Source organism: Chlorogloea sp. CCALA 695, from assembly GCF_003003885.1.
Taxonomy (GTDB): Bacteria; Cyanobacteriota; Cyanobacteriia; order Cyanobacteriales; family Chroococcidiopsidaceae; genus Aliterella.
The window spans coordinates 1-18,776 of the sequence record NZ_PVWN01000053.1 but is presented as its reverse complement, the minus strand read 5'-3'; the positions used below and the strand labels follow the sequence as shown (position 1 = coordinate 18,776).

The 18,776-nt window shown below is 40.3% G+C and carries 21 protein-coding genes; 11 read left to right on the top strand and 10 right to left on the bottom strand.

The window, feature by feature from the left end:
- Positions 1–138: 138 nt before the first annotated feature.
- Positions 139–993, top strand: a complete 855-nt coding sequence (locus C7B70_RS19845; RefSeq protein ID WP_106370726.1) for an SDR family oxidoreductase — start codon at positions 139–141, stop codon at positions 991–993.
- 100 nt (positions 994–1,093) lie between these two features.
- On the opposite strand, the gene C7B70_RS19840 is transcribed toward C7B70_RS19845, so the two are convergent.
- Entirely contained in the window at positions 1,094–2,125 is a 1,032-nt protein-coding gene (locus tag C7B70_RS19840) for a hemerythrin domain-containing protein (protein ID WP_106370725.1), read from the bottom strand.
- A gap of 313 nt (positions 2,126–2,438) precedes the next feature.
- Between C7B70_RS19840 and C7B70_RS19835 the strand changes: the two genes are divergently transcribed.
- From C7B70_RS19835 to C7B70_RS19820, 4 genes are read left to right on the top strand one after another with little or no spacing between them, the layout of a single operon-like run.
- Positions 2,439–3,176, top strand: a complete 738-nt coding sequence (locus C7B70_RS19835) for a DUF2993 domain-containing protein (protein ID WP_106370724.1) — start codon at positions 2,439–2,441, stop codon at positions 3,174–3,176.
- 32 nt (positions 3,177–3,208) lie between these two features.
- Positions 3,209–3,748, top strand: coding sequence for a DUF2231 domain-containing protein (locus tag C7B70_RS19830; RefSeq protein ID WP_106370723.1), 540 nt, complete (start codon positions 3,209–3,211; stop codon positions 3,746–3,748).
- A gap of 52 nt (positions 3,749–3,800) precedes the next feature.
- On the top strand, positions 3,801–4,208 hold the full coding sequence (locus C7B70_RS19825) for a DUF2809 domain-containing protein (RefSeq protein WP_106370736.1): 408 nt from the start codon (positions 3,801–3,803) through the stop codon (positions 4,206–4,208).
- A 27-nt stretch (positions 4,209–4,235) separates the two neighbouring features.
- The gene (locus C7B70_RS19820) at positions 4,236–4,418 is read left to right on the top strand and encodes a DUF167 domain-containing protein (RefSeq protein ID WP_339376756.1); all 183 of its coding nucleotides are present in this window, start codon (positions 4,236–4,238) and stop codon (positions 4,416–4,418) included.
- Between the two features lie 7 nt (positions 4,419–4,425).
- On the opposite strand, the gene C7B70_RS19815 is transcribed toward C7B70_RS19820, so the two are convergent.
- Positions 4,426–5,028, bottom strand: a complete 603-nt coding sequence (locus C7B70_RS19815) for a glutathione S-transferase family protein (RefSeq protein ID WP_106370722.1) — start codon at positions 5,026–5,028, stop codon at positions 4,426–4,428.
- Between the two features lie 308 nt (positions 5,029–5,336).
- Between C7B70_RS19815 and C7B70_RS19810 the strand changes: the two genes are divergently transcribed.
- On the top strand, positions 5,337–6,758 hold the full coding sequence (locus tag C7B70_RS19810; protein ID WP_106370721.1) for a serine/threonine-protein kinase: 1,422 nt from the start codon (positions 5,337–5,339) through the stop codon (positions 6,756–6,758).
- Positions 6,759–6,775: 17 nt separating this feature from the next.
- Here C7B70_RS19810 and C7B70_RS19805 read toward each other — a convergent pair whose 3' ends face one another.
- Complete coding sequence (locus C7B70_RS19805) at positions 6,776–7,672, bottom strand: DUF3365 domain-containing protein (protein WP_106370720.1); 897 nt, start codon at positions 7,670–7,672, stop codon at positions 6,776–6,778.
- Between the two features lie 247 nt (positions 7,673–7,919).
- On the opposite strand from C7B70_RS19805, the gene C7B70_RS19800 reads away from it, so the two are divergent.
- Positions 7,920–8,792: a phosphate/phosphite/phosphonate ABC transporter substrate-binding protein gene (locus tag C7B70_RS19800; RefSeq protein ID WP_106370719.1), complete on the top strand. Its 873-nt coding sequence runs from the start codon at positions 7,920–7,922 to the stop codon at positions 8,790–8,792.
- 35 nt (positions 8,793–8,827) lie between these two features.
- On the top strand, positions 8,828–9,490 hold the full coding sequence (locus C7B70_RS19795) for an SOS response-associated peptidase (protein ID WP_106370718.1): 663 nt from the start codon (positions 8,828–8,830) through the stop codon (positions 9,488–9,490).
- Between the two features lie 2 nt (positions 9,491–9,492).
- Here C7B70_RS19795 and C7B70_RS19790 read toward each other — a convergent pair whose 3' ends face one another.
- On the bottom strand, positions 9,493–9,855 hold the full coding sequence (locus C7B70_RS19790) for a DUF1823 family protein (protein ID WP_106370717.1): 363 nt from the start codon (positions 9,853–9,855) through the stop codon (positions 9,493–9,495).
- A gap of 244 nt (positions 9,856–10,099) precedes the next feature.
- Here C7B70_RS19790 and C7B70_RS28450 point away from each other — a divergent pair, with 244 nt between their 5' ends.
- Together C7B70_RS28450 and C7B70_RS19785 are read left to right on the top strand one after the other, a co-directional pair.
- Positions 10,100–10,225: a hypothetical protein gene (locus C7B70_RS28450; RefSeq protein WP_255409356.1), complete on the top strand. Its 126-nt coding sequence runs from the start codon at positions 10,100–10,102 to the stop codon at positions 10,223–10,225.
- A 281-nt stretch (positions 10,226–10,506) separates the two neighbouring features.
- Complete coding sequence (locus C7B70_RS19785) at positions 10,507–11,550, top strand: 3-deoxy-7-phosphoheptulonate synthase (RefSeq protein WP_106370716.1); 1,044 nt, start codon at positions 10,507–10,509, stop codon at positions 11,548–11,550.
- A gap of 4 nt (positions 11,551–11,554) precedes the next feature.
- On the opposite strand, the gene ggt is transcribed toward C7B70_RS19785, so the two are convergent.
- From ggt to C7B70_RS19755, 6 genes are all read right to left on the bottom strand, one after another.
- Positions 11,555–13,075, bottom strand: coding sequence for a gamma-glutamyltransferase (gene ggt / locus C7B70_RS19780; RefSeq protein WP_106370715.1), 1,521 nt, complete (start codon positions 13,073–13,075; stop codon positions 11,555–11,557).
- 6 nt (positions 13,076–13,081) lie between these two features.
- Positions 13,082–14,245, bottom strand: coding sequence for a pyridoxal phosphate-dependent aminotransferase (locus C7B70_RS19775; RefSeq protein WP_106370714.1), 1,164 nt, complete (start codon positions 14,243–14,245; stop codon positions 13,082–13,084).
- A gap of 168 nt (positions 14,246–14,413) precedes the next feature.
- Positions 14,414–14,794 carry a DUF2358 domain-containing protein gene (locus C7B70_RS19770; protein ID WP_106370713.1) on the bottom strand — a complete coding sequence of 127 codons (381 nt, stop codon included), beginning with the start codon at positions 14,792–14,794 and terminating at the stop codon, positions 14,414–14,416.
- A gap of 7 nt (positions 14,795–14,801) precedes the next feature.
- Entirely contained in the window at positions 14,802–15,365 is a 564-nt protein-coding gene (locus tag C7B70_RS19765; protein ID WP_106370712.1) for a hypothetical protein, read from the bottom strand.
- A 252-nt stretch (positions 15,366–15,617) separates the two neighbouring features.
- On the bottom strand, positions 15,618–16,883 hold the full coding sequence (locus C7B70_RS19760; protein WP_106370711.1) for a DUF4912 domain-containing protein: 1,266 nt from the start codon (positions 16,881–16,883) through the stop codon (positions 15,618–15,620).
- 440 nt (positions 16,884–17,323) lie between these two features.
- The gene (locus C7B70_RS19755; protein WP_106370710.1) at positions 17,324–17,647 is read right to left on the bottom strand and encodes a hypothetical protein; all 324 of its coding nucleotides are present in this window, start codon (positions 17,645–17,647) and stop codon (positions 17,324–17,326) included.
- 162 nt (positions 17,648–17,809) lie between these two features.
- Between C7B70_RS19755 and C7B70_RS19750 the strand changes: the two genes are divergently transcribed.
- On the top strand, positions 17,810–18,655 hold the full coding sequence (locus C7B70_RS19750) for a class I SAM-dependent methyltransferase (protein ID WP_106370709.1): 846 nt from the start codon (positions 17,810–17,812) through the stop codon (positions 18,653–18,655).
- Positions 18,656–18,776 lie beyond the last annotated feature (121 nt).

The following is an 18,776-nucleotide window of genomic DNA, read 5'->3' as shown; positions in this document are numbered from 1 at the left end:
AGATAACAATGCTTTTGACTGCTGTTAGCACCGCAATGTAAATAATTCTTTTTGCCTTCGCCTAAATCCTTGGATCTATGAGTCGATCTGGGGGTTTACCGTTGGCAATTTGCTAAACCCAATTAGGAGAAATTGACAATGCCCGAAGAACTACAACCTCCTCAATCTCAAGACCAACAACCAGGGAGTGAATCTGAGATGACACCCAAGCCCAAATCTGACGACCCGCAGTATCGAGGGAGCGGGAAATTAGCGGGAAAAGTTGCCTTAATTACTGGTGGAGATAGCGGGATAGGTCGCGCGGTGGCGATCGCCTTTGCTAAAGAAGGCGCAGACGTGGCGATCGCTTACTTAAACGAACATGATGACGCGAAAGAAACTAAACAGCTTGTAGAAGCCCAAAATCGCCGCGCTGTAACTATTGCTGGAGATATTGGCAATGAGAGCTTTTGTCAGCAGTTAGTAGAGCAAACGGTGGGGGAATTTGGCAAGCTAGATATTTTGATCAACAATGCCGCCGAACAGCATCCCCAAGAAAGTATAGAAGACATTACCGCCGAGCAATTAGAGCGGACTTTCCGCACAAATATTTTTTCGATGTTTTTCTTGACTAAAGCAGCCTTGAAGCATCTTAAAGCCGGAAGTGCGATCGTTAATACTACATCGGTAACGGCGTACAAGGGTAATGAGGAATTAATTGATTATTCTTCTACTAAAGGTGCGATTGTAGCTTTTACGCGCAGCCTATCCCAAAGCTTGCTCAAAAAAGAAATTAGAGTTAACGCCGTAGCGCCGGGGCCCATTTGGACACCCCTAATTCCGGCTACTTTTCCTCCCGATCAAGTTGCAAGTTTTGGTAAACAAGTGCCAATGGAAAGAGCCGGACAGCCAGAGGAAGTTGCTCCCAGCTTTGTATTTTTAGCCTCTGATGACGCATCTTACATGACGGGTCAAGTTCTGCATCCTAACGGTGGTGCGGTGGTTAACGGCTAACGCGCGCGATCACCTAGTAAAAAATCTCACCAAAATTATAAATGGTGAGATTTTTTACTTAAGTTAATTATTGGAGATTTCTAGTCAGGACAGTACAAAACTACATTTTTTGCTGAATGGCACTCTTAGCAGCCTTGAACTGTGTAGTTAGTTGCTCACTTTGGTCGCTGCTCATGTTGTCACGGATAGCAGCAAACATTGTGCTTTCTTCTTGACGAATGTGATCGCCAACCATGTCCATTAAACTTCTAATTTTAGACTTAAACTGGTCAACGGCGGTGGGGTCGCTGGCTTTGATTTCGTCCAGTACCTTTTTCATCTCGGCTTGCTCGTCGTACAATTCTGTGGTGTCGTGTTCACCGTAGAAAGGACGAACAGCAGGATATACAACTTGCTCCTCAGCTTCAGAATGGGCAAGTAAGTCTTTGTAGATTTGACCAAAGTATTCTTGAAGTTTTTGGGGATCGTCTGTAGCTGCAACTTGGGTAAAGAGAGTGTTGACTTTGGCATGATCCATCCGAATAATATCTTGGATGTTCATGTCTTCTTTGTCGCTGGCGTGAGTAACTACACTACCAACTACACCACTAAAAGCTGCCGCAGCATCTTGAACGCGGGCCCAGATACCTTGGTCTGCTTCTTCCCCAGTTAATTCACGTACACCCAATACTTCTAAAACACCTTTTAGCTGCTCTTGGTGAGCGCGGTTTTCAAAGTTAACGGTGTTTAATGGTGCGATCGCCGCCATCACATCAGCGCCAATTTTTTGAGCAGCTTTGTGTACGGTTATACCACTCATTGTTTGCTGGTGCTTGAGCAATTCGTGCTGAAATACCTTTTCATAAATCGTTAGTTCCGAACCACTCATAAGTTCGTCAAGCTTACTTACCATTTGGGTAATAGTTTCTTTGGGTTCTGCTTGAACGCCGTACTGGACAATAACTGTGTCTAAAACTCCCAAGTTTTTTTGGTCATCTCTGAGCATATCTTGAAAGCGATCGCGGATATCTTCATCTTTGATTTCGCTTAAAAACTTTTGCTCGTTAGCAATTAGCAAGTTTTGTAATGCTTTAATATCTGCTAATTTGCTACCTAGGGCAGTGCGCTTGGCATTATCTAAACTGACTACCATTTTAAAATATCCTCTTACTCTCTTTAAGTCGGCTACACTTTTTAGGTTGTCATAACTACTCTAGTGATTCATCTTTCTTTCGACGGATCGATGTCTATATAAAAAGTAAAATTGTTGGCGTTTTTGTCAGGATAATAACTTTGAATCTCCTCAAAACTAATCATGTATAAACAAAGAGGATTTTTTGTTATATTTAGCTATTCTACCAATACTAGCCAATTAAAAAATAGCTTCATCCACCACAAGACAGATACAAGAGAACTGGGCAAATCGTTAGATTTACTCAGTGACCCCAAAGAAGTAGCAACAAGTAATGCAAGATAAGCCCGGATTAGGAGAGCAAGCACTAGATAAAGCTGTAGAAATTGGTGTAGGTAGCCAATTAGATGAACTAGAAAACTTAGATGTAGCAATAAAAACCGATCCACTAAAGTTGATTCAAGGACAAGTCGATGATGTAAAAATTGCTGGTGATGGGCTGGTAATGCAAAAAGACTTGCGCGTAACTCAATTAGATATGCACATGACCAGCGTAGCTATTGATCCGCTCAAAGCTGCTTTCGGCAAAATTGAACTAACCAAACCCACCGATGCTAGTGTCCGCGCTGTACTTACGGAGTCAGATATCAACCGCGCTTTCAATTGTGATTTTGTGCGTGACAAACTGCAAAACTTGCAGGTATTAGTTAACGGACAACCCACGACAGTTAGCGCCCAGAGAGTTGATTTTAGGCTCCCAGGCGATCGCCACATAGCTCTAAAGGCTATCTTATCATTACCCAATAATCAAACTGGGCAAGTGGAATTTTCGGCAATTCCAGAGGTGAGTTCTAACGGACAAACCGTTACTTTAGCAAATGTGGAGTATGGCGAAGGCGAGGAGCTATCACCAGAATTAACCGCAGCTTTGATCGATCAAACCAGTGCAATTTTAAATCTCAGCAACTTTGATTTAGTTGGAATGTCGCTAAAAATCAAAAAGTTACAAATAGAGGCGGGAAAATTGACAATCCAAGCGGAAGCTCATCTCGAAAAATTCCCCACTGCTTAGAATCTGTAAACACACGACCCCTAGGAGAAATCATGGAGACACAACGAACAAGTACCCCATTTCCTAATATTCCGCCAATTATCGAAAGTGACGATCGCGAATACCGCGATACAGGTGTACCTAGTACCGTTGCGATCGCTGGTCATCCTTTACACCCGTTGAGCGTAATTTTTCCCATTGCTTTTTTAGCGGGGGCTTTAGTAACGGATGCTGTATACTTTCTAGTCCGCGACGAGTTTTGGGCGCGGGCATCTTTTTGGCTAATTGTTGCGGGTTTGGCTGGTGGAGTAGTTGCAGCTATTATTGGTATGAGCGACTTTTTGCAAATTGAACGAGTCCGTAAGCGTACCGCCGGGTGGGCGCACATGATTATCAATGTCACTTTGTTAGTATTGACAGTCATTAACCTATATTTACGTATTGGTAATCCGGTAGGTGGTGTATTGCCTTGGGGATTAGTTCTATCAACGATTGTCGGCACTTTAACCAGTGCTTCGGGGTGGTTTGGGGCTGAACTATCTTATCGCCACAAAATCGGCGTAGTTGGCGCTGGTAGCCGCACAGAACCTTAAAACTTACAGAAATATGTTATACAAAGCAAATTACAAATCAATTGCCTTTTGTATGACATTTACCCAAAAAAAGCAACTAAATATCATTATTTCACTGCTCATCGTTACCGGGATGGGCTTTTTTTTCAAGTTTTACAATGGGTTGGGTCAAGAGTGGTTTAATAATTCTGGAGCAGCAATATTTTATGAAGTTTTCTGGTGTTTATTTGCTTATTTACTAATAAAAGGTCGGACAGTAATTATCAAAATTTCTTTAGGAGTTTTTGTTATTACTTGCGTGCTTGAAATTTTACAATTATGGCATCCACCCCTATTAGAACAAATACGTTCTACGCTTGTAGGTAGATTACTACTAGGTACTACCTTTTCGTGGTGGGATTTTCCGCATTACGCTATAGGTTGTATTTTAGGTTGGTTGTGGTTGAAAAAATTAGATGAAAGTAATGCAAAAAAGTATTAAGGTTAAGCCAAATTCTCAACAAAAAAAATTATAGAAGAAGCAGACGGAAGCCTAACTATAAGCTTAAAATCGCCTCCGGTTGATGGCAAGGCAAACACAGAATTAATTAAATTACTCGCTAAAAAGTTTGCTGTACCAAAATCTAGAATTACGATTAAATTAGGTTTATCATCTCGCCAGAAGCTAGTAATAATTGATACAAAAATTTAATATTAACCTAACTATCGATACTGATATGTAGGGGTTGAGATTCAACTCTTTTTATCCATGCTTGAATAGCAGAGAATTTTGTTAAATCAAAGTTTCCTTCATGAGCAACGTGAGTATAAGCAAATAAACCAATATCCGCAATACTGTACTGTTCCCCTACGAAGAAACTATGTTGCTGTAAATGATTTTCCATTACTGCAAGAGCAGCATAACCAGGAGCGCGTTTTTGCTCTAGTGCTTCCTTATACTCTTCGGCTTTACCTAAGTAAGAAATCCAAAATCTAGAAGTAGCTATAAAAGGTTCGTGGCTGTACTGCTCAAAAAATAACCATTGCAACACTTGAGCGCGTAACAAACGATCTTGTGGTAAAAACTTAGTTCCTTCGCTGAGATAAAAAATAATAGCATTCGATTCAGCCAAAAATTGCCCAGATTCAAGTTCTAATACTGGTATTCTACCGTTAGGATTTTTGGCTAAAAATTCTGTAGTTCTACTTTCACCTTTAAGAATATTTACTTCTATTTTTTCAAAGCGAATACCTAACTGGGTTAATAAAAGACGGATTTTGTAGCAGTTGCCAGAAGGTAAAAAATCATACAATCGCAGCATATATTCTCAAGTAAAAAGATAGTCAAAGATTTGTGTTAATGCCACTAAATGCGAAGCCCTGCGTGCGCGCTTGCGCTATCGCACTAGCTTTAAGATTCGCAATCAAAATTAGCATAACTTTCACCGGAAATATACCAATTACCCTTGAAGTTATTATTAGTTAGTGTTGTGTACACTTACTGCAACGTCTTGATTAATTTTTGGGTAGCTCAATTGTTAAAAATATGCAATCGTTAAATAACAAGCGAACTCTAGAAGCAAACTTCGATTTATTATTAAGTATATTACTTAGAGAGTGAAACAAGGCGATGGAAGTAATGCTAGCGGGTCATTATCAAATCGTCAAATATCTTAGTTGTGGTGGATTTGGTAAGACATATTTAGCCAGAGATTGTCATTTACCTGGGAACCCAATATGCGTAGTTAAACAACTCCAACCTAAAGTTAGCGACCCAGAAACGCTGAAGATATCGAAACGCTTATTCGACAGGGAAGCTCAAGTTTTATACCAGTTGAGCGGACACGATCAAATTCCCCGCTTGCTTGCTCATTTTCAGCAAGAAAAGGAGTTCTATTTAGTGCAAGAATTTATCGATGGCGAACCGCTAAATCGAGAACTCAAAGTTGGTAAGAAGTTAGACGAAACGGCAACCATTGCTCTATTACACAGTATTTTGCACGTATTAGCATTTGTCCACACCCAGTCTGTAATTCATCGCGACATTAAGCCGGCTAACTTAATTAGACGCAGCAAAGATAATAAAATTGTGTTGATTGATTTTGGAGCCGTTAAAGAGGTCGCAACAAGAACAATTAACGCTCACGGACAAACAAGCATGACCATAGCTATAGGTTCTCCTGGCTATATGCCTAGCGAACAACAAGCTTTTAGACCCCACTTTAGCAGCGATATCTATGCGGTAGGCATGGTGTGTATTCAATCATTGAGCGGTAGAAATCCTAAAGATCTAGTCCAAGAGTCTTTAAATGGTGAAGTTACTTGTGCTTTGTTTAGCAAAGAAACCCCAATTAGTCCAGAATTAACAGCAGTTTTAGATCGCATGGTACGTTATGACTACCGCCAGCGCTACGAAAATGCGATCGCGGCTTTAGAAGCTATTGAGCCACTAATCGAGCGCCACAATCTAGCTAGTACGCCAAAATTAATCACTGCTCAACAACTCGACACGAGCAAGCAGATTGCAACTACAACGCAAAGTAACTACAGCGCCAGTAGTTCAACTAAATTTAAAAATTTATCTGGCGAACTGAAAAAACAATTAGAGCAGCTTTTAACTCGTACTATCGGCCCAATGGCTTTAATTTTACTCAAACAAGTAATAGAACGGGCAACAACGCAGAAAGAGTTTGTGGATCTATTGTTAGATCATGTACCGGAGCAAGATACTTCGCAGTTTCGACAACAAATCGCTCTCTTGCTCAAAAATCTGCCTAACCAACCATCAGGCAATTTTCCAGTGGTGGCATCCAAGACTACTATACCTCCCGTCTCTGCTAACCAAGCTAATTTAGAGCTTGATGCTAGTTTTATTAAATGCTGTGAGGGAGAAATAGCAAAAATCATTGGCCCTATTTCCTCCTTAATCGTGCAGAGAGCTTTAACCCGTCAACCAAATATGTCTCGCGCTCAATTTATTGAGGCTTTAGCCGAGCATTTGCCTAACGCCCAATCTAGGCAAGCATTTCGCCAAACTTTAAACAATAAATAAGTAAGAGTTATTAGCTTTTATTCTCGCTCTAGCATATTCATCGCCATGACTAAGCTAGTCTTGAGGCGGTTAAATGCCGCCGCCAGCTTGCCAATTTCATCATTTGTTACTCGCTCAAAATCTACCTGCATATTGCCCAGACTTACCTCATTTGCAACCTTTGCCATCAAATTGAGCGGGCGAATGACGGTATATTTAAGTAAAAGGTTGACTAATAAAAAAATGGCAGCAAAAGCCGTCGCAATAATTCCCATCAATAAGAAAAAGTCATGCTGGGTACTATTAGTCACTAGGCTTGCAGGGATAGAAATTACTTGAGCGCCAACAATATCGTTCAATTTCCAACCAAAGCCATTAGCACTACCATAGGTTGTTAGCAGACTTTTAGGAGCCGCTTCTGGAGTGCTGTGGCAGCGCAGACAGCTTTCTTTGGCGATCGCAATTGGGCGAGCAATATAAAATAAGTCCCCCGCCGGACTTGGGCGATAGCCAGTCATCTCTTTGAGCGCCGAATTGGTTTTAAAATTCTTGACTAAATTTGTTTCAAAACTATCAGCTTGATCGCGCAAGTTAGTAGGATTGAGGGTTGCTTCTTTGTAGAAAAAGTTGTTGTATTCTGGGTTTTTCCGCAAGTCTTCAAAGACTTCCCGCGCCGAATATCCCGGAACGGTTTGAGGTAAAAATTCTGTTTCTGTATCCAATCGCGGCGTTAATTCTGGCGCAACTTGATCGAGAGTGTACTGCCGTACCGATAGCATTGTTTGGAGTAATAGGGTGGCTTTGGCGCTTACCTGCTGCTCGGTATTACGACTTAAAATAGCTGAAAAAGCTACGCCGCTAACAATTACCGCGATCGCAAAAATTGTTACCAATAATATATTAAATTTTTGACCCAGTTGAAAGTTCTTAAGCATCGCTTCTTAAACTAAGCTGTGATGAGACACTTTGAGCAAAACCTATTGTCGCACCAGGATGTACATCATTTTACCAGCCAAAGGGAGAAAGTAGGAAAATGCACTTGTAGCAATAGTCTAAATCACTTAAGTTTATTCAAAGTTAAAGAAAAAAGTTTAAACCTTGACAGCAATTAAAAAAATCTTGGTTAAAAAACTCTACTTTTAAGTTTCTTATTCCCCCAATGCTTTTTATATTTAGCTGGATATGACTTCACGCCGTTTGTTTTTAACTCAAGTTATCCTGTTATTAGCTGGTTGTAAGCAATTTGGATCTAAAACCGAACAGTTAGGAAGACTAATTATTGGCGTAGTTGCCTACGGAGAAGGGGTACGCTCTGTCGAGCAATACCAAAATTTTATTAATTATCTGCAAAGTCGAACTAAAGCGATAATTGAATTAGAACCCGTATATAACGAAGTTAAAGCAGTACAGCAAGTTCAAAATCGGGCTTGGTCTTTAGTATTTGCACCGCCTGGGTTAGCTGCGATCGCAACTCAAGCCCAATATTCACCATTATTTCCGCTTCAAGGTATCAATAATCGCCGCTCGGTTTTGGTTGTTTTAAAAGCTAGTAATATTAAAAAATTAACCGATCTAAATGGTAAGACTGTCGCTCTAGGACAACCGGGTTCTGTAACTGGCTATTATTTACCGCTATACAATCTGTACGGTATCACTCTGGCACAAGTCCAAATTGCGCCAACCCCTAGAACTATCTTAGAATTGATTGCCAAAGGTAAGGTAGCGGCGGGAGCTTTGTCTAAAGATGAATTTGATCGCTATCGCTCTGAGTTTCTACCGACGCAAATGAGGATTTTACACGCCAGTCAAAGCATTCCATCGGGAGCAGTTTTAATTAGTCGCGATATTGAGCGCAATCAGCTTAATTTAATCCAGCAAGCGATGAATCAAGCCGTACCAGAAATAGCCCAGCAAGCAGGGTATATTCCCAATGCTCAACCACCTAGCTATAAGGATCTGGTTGCTTTTATTGCCAAAGTTAAGCCCATTGAAGCGCATATTCACGAACAACCTGCGCCTTTATATCAAATAGGGGAGGAAAAACCGTTGCAATGAAGACTAATATTTAATACCTAGTAACTGGAAATTTTATGTGTGGAAGATTTACCTTAAGTCAGCCAACTGATGCGATCGCATCTGCGTTTAATATCGCCCAAATCCCTCCTCTAGAACCGCGTTACAACATTGCTCCTACTCAGCTAATTCCATCGATATTATCTGCGCCGGGAGGGGAAAAACAATTGCAAATGTTGCGTTGGGGTTTGATTCCTTCTTGGGCAAAAGATGCTAAAATTGGCGCAAAACTAATTAATGCTAGAGCAGAAACCGTAAGCGAAAAACCCTCTTTCAAAGCTGCTTTTAAGCGGCGGCGGTGTTTAATAGTTGCTGATGGTTTCTATGAATGGCAACGTCAAGAAAAGCAAAAGCAACCTTATTATTTTCGTCTGCAAAACTCACAACTATTTGCTTTTGCAGGATTGTGGGAGCAGTGGAAGTCACCCGATGAAGACATTATTAATTCTTGTACTGTATTAACTACTGAAGCTAACGATTTACTCCGCCCTATTCATGACCGAATGCCTGTAATTCTAGAATCAAAAGACTACGAACTTTGGTTAGATTCTGAGGCGCAACAACCACAACTACAGCAGCTTTTGCGCCCCTACCAAGCCGCTCTAATGACTAGCTACACTGTTAGCACAAAAGTTAATAACCCTAAAAATAACACTCCAGAATGTATTAATAGTTTATAAGCTTATTTACGGATTTTTAAATAACTCAATAACCAATTCGCCACCGTAGCGCGGCGAGTATGTCTAGGGGTAAATTCTCCTATTTTATAACCTTTAAAACCTAGTTCTTCTTTTAATAACTGTTTGTTTTCTGGAGGAATAGAACGAGTTAGTTTTACAGTGGCTGGGCGGCTTTCTAGAAAATCTGGTGGTTCGGAATATTCATCGCGCCAATCAGAACTTACTTTATCATTGCGCCAAGTTTCTGTTTGATAATCGTATTCATACCCTAAATAATGCCAGACTAGCTGATTAACTGTTTTATCATCTATCTTATCGTCTAGAATAGCCCAAATAGTAGTTGTATTTAGTGGTGGTATAAGCATAAATTATTCTATAAAACTAAGTGCTAATAAATATTAATAACCTAATCAGGTAACTAAAAAAAATATTTTTTGAATAGCTAGGTTAATAAACATATTTTAAAATTTAATAGAATTTACTGACTAAAATCAATTGCGATCGCATCACCGCAACAAAACTGTTAAATTAAAGAAAGGTAACAAACCGTAGCAGTGGTGCAGATTTTCCACTACTGGTGAACAAAATTGCCATTATCTACTTAAATTCATGCCAAATTTACCCCAAAATGACAGGCTAATTCAATATTATGTTTTGGCAAAAGGAAAACTACAAAGAGTTGGTTGTCGAAAATTAGCGCGGATTGTAGCCAAGCAATTCAATCTCAATGGATAGGTAGAAAATCTGTCAAAGGGTTGAGAAGCAGTTTTTGCCAGAAATGGCGACAATAACCAGCAGAGGTTAGGCTAAGCTCTAAAATACTGCTGTCACTGCAACCCCGGAGTTACGCAAAGCTTTAAGATTCGCCCTAGTTGATTGCGTTAAAATAGAACATCCGAAAATATTTAATTAAACCTCCATATTTTTTTCATGTACTTAAGCTTTTATCATTTCGCCAATCTCTAAAATAATAGTATTGCGATCGCACTTTACCCAAAAGTCAGGAATTACTCACAATGCACAATCATTTATCTAATACTCACATTGAAAATTCTCATACTTTGATTACGCCCGAACAACTTAGAAAGATTTTGCCGATAGAAGATCATCTAGAAAAAGATATTTTGAAATTTAGGCAAGAAATTGAGAAAATATTAGAATTTCAAGATAGCAGAAAATTTATAGTAGTAGGTCCCTGTTCTATCCATGATCCAAAAGCTGCGGAAGAATACGCCCACAAACTTAAGCTTTTAGCAGATAAAGTTGCAGACAAACTCTTGATAATTATGAGAGTCTATTTTGAAAAACCACGTACAACCGTAGGCTGGAAAGGATTAATTAACGATCCCGATTTGGATGATTCTTTTCAAATTGAGAAAGGCTTGTTGACAGCGCGAAGATTGCTAATAAAACTTGCAGAATTAGGCTTACCAACCGCTACAGAAGCCCTCGATCCGATTATACCTCAATACATTGGTGAATTAATCTCCTGGTCAGCTATTGGAGCGCGTACCACTGAGTCGCAAACCCATCGAGAAATGGCAAGCGGGTTGTCTATGCCTGTAGGTTTTAAAAATGGTACAGATGGTAATATTAAAGTAGCTTTAAATGCTTTAGAATCGGCAAAAAGTCCGCACAATTTTTTAGGAATTAATCATAAAGGGCAAGTAAGTAGTTTTAAAACTAAAGGTAATGCCTACGGTCATATTATCTTACGTGGTGGTAGTAAACCTAATTTTGAAGCGGAAAGTGTTAAAGATGCTGAAGAAAAATTAAAGCAAGCAAATTTACCGCCGAGAATTGTCATTGATTGCAGTCATGGCAATTCAAATAAAGATTACAAGTTACAATCTGGTGTGTTTGAAAATGTAATTCAGCAAGTTTTAGAAGGCAACACTTCTGTAGTTGGCATGATGTTAGAATCTAACTTATCCGAAGGTAGCCAATCGATTCCTAGCGATTTACATCAGCTAAAATATGGCGTTTCTGTAACAGATAAGTGCATTAATTGGGCAGAAACCGAGAGAATTATTTTGGCGGCTTACGAGAAACTGAAGTAAGTTTTTATAGAGATGCGATCGCACCATTGCGGCGGCGATCGCCAGCACCCGTAATAATACCTTCAAGTTCCATCGCTGTATGCACTCCACCAAAAAACATATTTTGCTGATTCCATAAAATAACGCGATCGTTTTCTAAGTTTGCTACTTTCTGACTTAACCCTGGTTCTATATTTAGTACATTATTTTCCCAGTGAATCCGAGGACTATTTACAGCTAATTCTACGGGCATTTTAAAATCAATTATATTAGATATCACTTGTAAAATAGCTGTTCTAATGCGGTTAGATCCACCAGATCCTAAAGCAATTTCTGGCTGATTATTTTTAAGTACAATCGTTGGAGACATCATCGAAGAAATCCGGACATTTTCTTGCCATTGATGAAATCCGTAGGGATTCAAATCTTCTTCTCCCAACATATTATTCATCATTATACCTGTACCAGGAATTACATAACCGCAACCTTCACCGTGAGAAGTGGTGGTACTTGCAGCATTGCCTTCTGCATCAATAACACTTATATGAGTTGTGCTTCCCCACTTATTTACAGATTTAACTAATTGCTGTTGGTATTGATTGATATGTTCGTCATTTAAAAAGCTTTCTTCAACATTTTCTCGCTCCTTTCTAGCAGTATTTGTTAAACGCATTACTTCTATGAGTATTTGTAAATGATTGGGCGTACCAAATTCAACATCAGTTAAATCTATTTTTGCTAGTAATTCTAAAGCAAAAGCGATTAATATACCGCCAGAACTAGGAGATGGATTAGTTAAAAGCAGATTGTTTCTGTAGTTGATGATTAATGGTTCTCTCTCGATAACTTGGTAGTTTTTCAAGTCTTCTAAACTTAAATAACCCCCAAATTCTTGACAATCTTTTACTAATTGATGGGCAATTTCACCTTGATAAAATTCTTGTACGCCTGCTTCTACCAAGTAAGCTAAAGTATTAGCAAAATCTTTCATAAAAAAAGTTTCGCCAGTTTTAAGCAGTTCTCCCCTTGGTGCGTACACACTTTTCATTTCTGGATCAGCAAAAATAATCGGTTTGAGAATACTTGCAGAGTAATGTTGAAAATCCTCTACTTTTACGCCATTATTTCCATAGTGAATAGCGGGTTCTGCAACCACTTTAAAAGGTAATCTACCTAACCTTTGATGTACATGAAAAATCCCGCCAATATTTCCTGGTACAGCGATCGCACCCAAGCCAATATGAAACTCTTGAATCGCATCGCCAAAGTTGATATCAACAGGATAAAAATCGAGCTTAGATTGCAGCTTTTTGGCGCGGGGAGTTTGGGAGAAAAAGTCAAATAAAATATTTTTGTTAGCTTGAGTATGAGCGAGTAGAAAACCGCCGCCCGCCGCCGATGTTAAGGTAGACTCAGTTACAAAGGATGCTAAAACCGCCGCCACCGCCGCATCAAAAGCATTACCGCCTAGTTGCAACATTTCAATTCCTGCGGCGGCTGTTTTTTGATTTCCAGCCGCAATTGTACCGCCAGTAGATTTGAGCATTTTTTCTTAACGCAAACTACTAACAAACTTATCTAACCTATCCATACCTTTTTCAATGGAAGTTCTGTCGGTAGCATAAGATAAACGCACATGATCGTCTGCGCCAAAAGCGACTCCAGGAATTGCCGCCACTTGCTGAGTTTCCAATAATGCTTTGCAAAACTCTAAAGAATTTAACCCTGTTTTGCTGATATTGACGAACATATAAAAAGCCCCATCGGGTTTAGCGCAAACAAGTTCAGGAATATCATTAAGGCGATTTAACATTACCTGACGACGTTCTATAAAAGCTTGACGCATTTGTTCAACGCAATCTTGGGAACTCTCCAACGCCGAAATCGCGCCATACTGAGCAAAAGTACAGACGTTTGACGTACTATGTCCTTGAATTGTACTTACAGCTTTGATTATTTCTGCCGATGCTGCCAAGTAGCCAACCCGCCAACCAGTCATAGCATAGGCTTTAGCAAACCCACTACTAATAATAGTGCGATCGCCTATTTCTTTACCTAAAGAGGCAATACTAATATGCTGCACCCCATCGTAGATAATTTTCTCGTAAATCTCATCAGAAACAACTAAAATATCTCGTCTTACTACAACTTCCGCTATTGCCTCAATCTCCGATGGTGTATACACAACGCCAGTGGGGTTAGAAGGAGAATTGAGGATAAGTAACTTAGTTTTGGGTGTAATTGCCCCATCTAACTGTTCTGGAGTGATTTTATAACCCGTAGCCGCCGTATTGACAATAACTGGTGTTCCGGCGGCTAGTTTGACCATTTCGGGATAACTTAGCCAGTAGGGAGCGGGGATAATTACCTCGTCTCCTGCCTCTATCAGCGCCATCATGAGGTTAAACAAGCTATGTTTACCGCCATTAGTGACAATGATATTTTCGGCTTGGTAGTCGAGATTATTGTCTGTTTTCAACTTTTGGGCGATCGCATTTCTTAATGCTGGTTCTCCCGCCGCCGCGCCATACTTAGTTTTGCCTTCATCTAAGGCTTTTTTGGCGGCGGCTTTAATATGTTCTGGAGTGTCAAAATCCGGTTCTCCAGCGCTAAAGCTATAAACCTCAACTCCCTCCGCCTTCATCGCCTTTGCTTTAGCGGCGATTTCTAAAGTTATTGACGGCGTTACCTCACCTACTCTTGCTGCCAGCTTCATATCTGCTTAATTGATGGCTTATTTCTAATCTATTTAGGATAGCCCAGAGTTGCAGTTGGAATCTGTGTTTTTTACTGCCGTAATGATGGAAATGCGATCGCACTTCTACACAGCTTTGGCAGAAAATGGCAATTATCACCATACTTAAGCAAATATTTAGCTTCCTATTTACTTACTAAAAAAATGTTGCTTCACTACATCAAAACGGGAGCAATTCCAATAGTCAATATGGGAAGCAATCAAGCCATCAGCGTTAATTTTGAGTTCACTCCAACCCGGAATTGCAATGCGAGGTTTCCAAGGTAGAGGCGTATTCCAACTCAACACCCACTCCATTTTAATTGTGTCTCCCACTCGATTAATTGCCTGCAAGTCCATTTTTGGGGCAATAAAAAAAGTATTGATAAAGCCAATCATCGCTTTGTATTTTTTTATACCGCGAAACTTGTTCAATGGGTCTTGAAAAAACACATCTTGGGCATAAAGGCTATAAGTCTGATTGGCTGGGAACCTTTGATAATCGGCAGTAAGGTTTTCTACAATATCCATATAAATTCTATTTTTCTGTCCACATCCGCTCTAATTGTCGTCGCCAGGATTTTAAAGCTTGCTCCCTTGATTCTGCCCCTTGTTCAAGATCGCCTAATATACCTTCTTCATAAAAACGGTCTAAAGTTTGCAAGGTAGTTTCTAAAGATTGCCCTTGCTGCTTGGCAGTTTGGACAATTTGACCAATACGACTTTCGACTAATTGATTAAATACTCCTGTAACCCCTGTTTGATGTAAATCTACCAACCGCGCGATCGCATTAATTAAATCGCTGCTGTGCAAACTTTCGCGGCTATGCTGATATATGCCCCATACTACCCCTTGATGCAGGGCGTAGCGAACTTCTTGAGTATCATCAAAATTAGACTCTAAAAACTGCTCCAAAAATGGCTTTGCTACTTGGGCGGAGATAATTGGCACTAAAATCCTTAGCCATGAGTGATCTTCTGATAACAATACCAGTAAGCGTAAATTTTGTTGCTCTATTTGCCACGAACCAGGAGCGATCGTTGTAACAGGTGTTTTCTCAAATAGTTGTGTTAACGTACTTGCAATTTCTTGGGGTGTCATATATTTAATGTGATTTAGCTAATTATTAAACCAGTTTTCTCCAGCTTGCTTAGTATAATTTTATACATGATAGACTGCCAAAAAACAATTGATATCCATAAATGTTAATTAATAATTGCCTAAGTCACTTGTATCGTTGGGTGGGTTTTTCCTCAAAAAATCAGCAATTATTTCTGGATTAGTCCTACGCAAGAAATAGTTACAAAAAAACCCTAACGCTAGGTCAGGGCTTTTTCAATTATAAATTATTAACTAGCTTAACCATTCTGGTACAGCATCGGCTTTTGTATTGGTATGACGCGATGGAGTTTCACGATTGAACTTCATATGAATCGAGCGCGTTTGCTCTCCATCTACAGCTACCGCCATAATTGGGTAATCAACCAAACCATCTTGGAAAGACATTTGATAGCGGAAAGTACCATCAGGATTGAGCTTAATCGGACGGCCGCCAATAGTGACTGTAGCATCAGGCTCGGTTGCACCGTAAACAATCAATTCTGCATCTGCAACTAACCAAAACTGACGTGGACGAATTGCACCCATGCCAATGCCAGACATTCCCGCGCCAGACATTCCCGCGCCAGATAATGTTAAGCCAGAAGCGGTAGGTACTGCCCACATACCCACGCCGGAAGGGAATACATAAGAACTAATAGCTTGTTCGTGCATGGGGGCTTGCTGCATCGAGCCAAAGAGCGAACCTGCAACCCTTTGAGCTTCTACGCCTTGAGCCATGCCAAAAATATCATCGTAAATTGGGTTGCCGTAAGCTTCAGCCGCCGCCGCTTGTTGACTTGTAGCGGTAGCCGTGTCAGCCATGCGTTTAGCCGGAGTGACTAATTCAAGTACAGTTGTACCGCGCAAATCTGCTTCAAAATCAACGGTAATGAATTGATCTTCGATCCAATCGCTAGGATACACCGGGGGAACGCGGACGGGAATAGAACGAGCTAAAACTAGCCAACGACCATCGGCGCAACGATAGCCAATGTCTACCACATAATCGCGATCGCTTACCGGAATCGGCAAGTACCATTCTCTTGCTAGTTCGTCGCTGGGGTATTCTTGAATGCTGTGGGGGCTTTGGGATTCTAAGCTGATGTCGGTAACATCATAAATCCGCAATGCTAATTGCTGTCCACCTTGGCGGCGCATTTCTTCTTTGCGATCGCTGGGAATATCCCAGTAAGTGTAAGCCCATTGAGGATCGCGGGGCATAAGTACAATTCGGCTTTCACCGTAGCCCGCAGGCAATTCGGCAAGTCCTTCGTCTACATTGGAGATAGAAGCACCAATTTGATCTTCTGTACCTAATTCAAATTTTGCTGCTTCCACCGTTTCTTGTGCCTCCAGGGGTTGAGATGAGATTACAGATTTTGGGCGCTGGACTTGTTCTATGGCTGCCAGCAGTTGCGATTTACGCATTCGGCTATAACGAGAAATTCTACATTCACTTGCGACTTTGCGTAGTTGGCGCAATGTCATCTCCTCTAGAGGGGGGCGTTCTTTTGCCATGACTTGTTCTCCGGTAGTTTGAGCAGTGAATCATTTTTTTAGGGATGGAACTCTTTTTATTGCGTAGCCTTGGGTTAAAAACTAGGTTACGCCCATTTATTAAAAGGTTACACCTTTGCTATTTGCTGTTTGGGTATATTCAAGTTTTAGTTACCTGACTTCCTTGCAACTTTATCAAGAGGTGCTTTTAGAGCGTGGGGATCGCTCTGTTATTTAATATTTAGCAGTAAACCATCGCTGGGATCAACACTTTTCGCAGTTTCTTTAGGCATATATACGTATTGATCGGGCTTTTTGGGATCAAAGTGTCATGAAATCATGACATTAAGTATTTAGTATTTAGTTTGTTATCAAAGTTTGACAAATGCTCGAATAAACAAAAAGGTCAAAGATAGTCATTATCTCTTTGACCTTTTTTATTGAAGGCGCGAAGTTATCTACTATTGCTCAACTTGCTTGACTGACAACCGATGCAGGGGCAAGCACAACACGCAAGCAAAGGTTAAAAAGTAAGATAAAGCCGCCGTAATGTTTACACTCATTAGGACAATTTCACCTTCTGGTAAACCGATCTTTTGCAGTCCAACGCAGACGCAGTAAAGCATCCAGTAACTAAAAGTCATTCTAAACAAAATTTGTTCGCTTTCTTCTAGCTCGTTCAATTTGTCAGACTTAGTATCTATAAGTAGTAAAAGACCAATAATACACGCACCGAAAGAAAAAATCATTAGCAGATTGTGCCAACCCAAGTTTAGGATTTGCATATAGCTTGTTATCCCAAGATTTTTAATCTCCCATCAGTCTAGAGGAATAGTGTATAGGGATACAAAGATAGTTACAAACTGCAATATTTTTTACAAAGACTTGCGAAGCCCTGCGTGCGCGCTTGCGCTATCGCACTCCTAAACAAATTTAGTTAAAAAACTATGACTCAAGACAGCACAGCGAAAGAACACAAACAGAAAGTAGCAGCAGGGTTTAATTTAGCATCGGTGGGCTATGCTCGCCAAGCAGTGCGTTTTTTAGCAATGACTGCGAGGAGATTAGTAGAAATAGCCGCAATTAGAAGTCAGGAAACTATATTAGATGTAGCCACAGGGACGGGTCATAGTGCGATCGCAATTTCGCCGATTGTCGGTACTAATGGTCGAGTAATTGGCATTGATTTATCTCCCGATATGTTGGAAGTAGCACAGCAAAATATTACCAAAGCTATTTTAGATAATATTCAGTTGCAGCTGGGAGATGCGGAGAATCTGAGCTTTGAGGACGAGAGTTTTGATAAAGTAATTTGCGCTTCAGGAATCTTTTTTTTACCCGATATGCAGGCGGGGTTGCAAGAATGGCTGCGAGTCACTAAACCCGGTGGTGTAGTAGCATTTTCTAGTTTTGGCGAAACCGCTTTTAATCCGATGCGCGAAATGTATGCAAATCGGATTCAAAATAATTACGGCGTTATATTGCCACCATCTAGAGGGTTTCAAAGATTGAATACTATACAAAAATGCCAGGATTTGATGCAGCAGGCAGGTTTTCGCCCTGAAGCCGTTGAAATTCGTACTGAGCAATTAGGCTACTATCTTCAAAATGTAGACGATTGGTGGGATATTGTGTGGAATACAGGTTTTCGTCATTCCGTTTCGCAAATTGCGCCAGAAAAATTAGCACAGTTTAAAACTGAGCATTTAGCAGAAGTTAGGGAATTGGCGACAGATAAAGGAATTTGGTTAGATGTACCAGCAATTTTTGTTGTAGGTAAAAAAGTTAGCTGACAATGGTAGAGACGTTGCAATGCAACGTCTCTACACCAGAATTTACCCTAATTAATTAAAAAGCAGGTAAACCGAAAACTTGTGTACCTACAGATAAGACCCTTTTGCAGGGGGTTTGGGG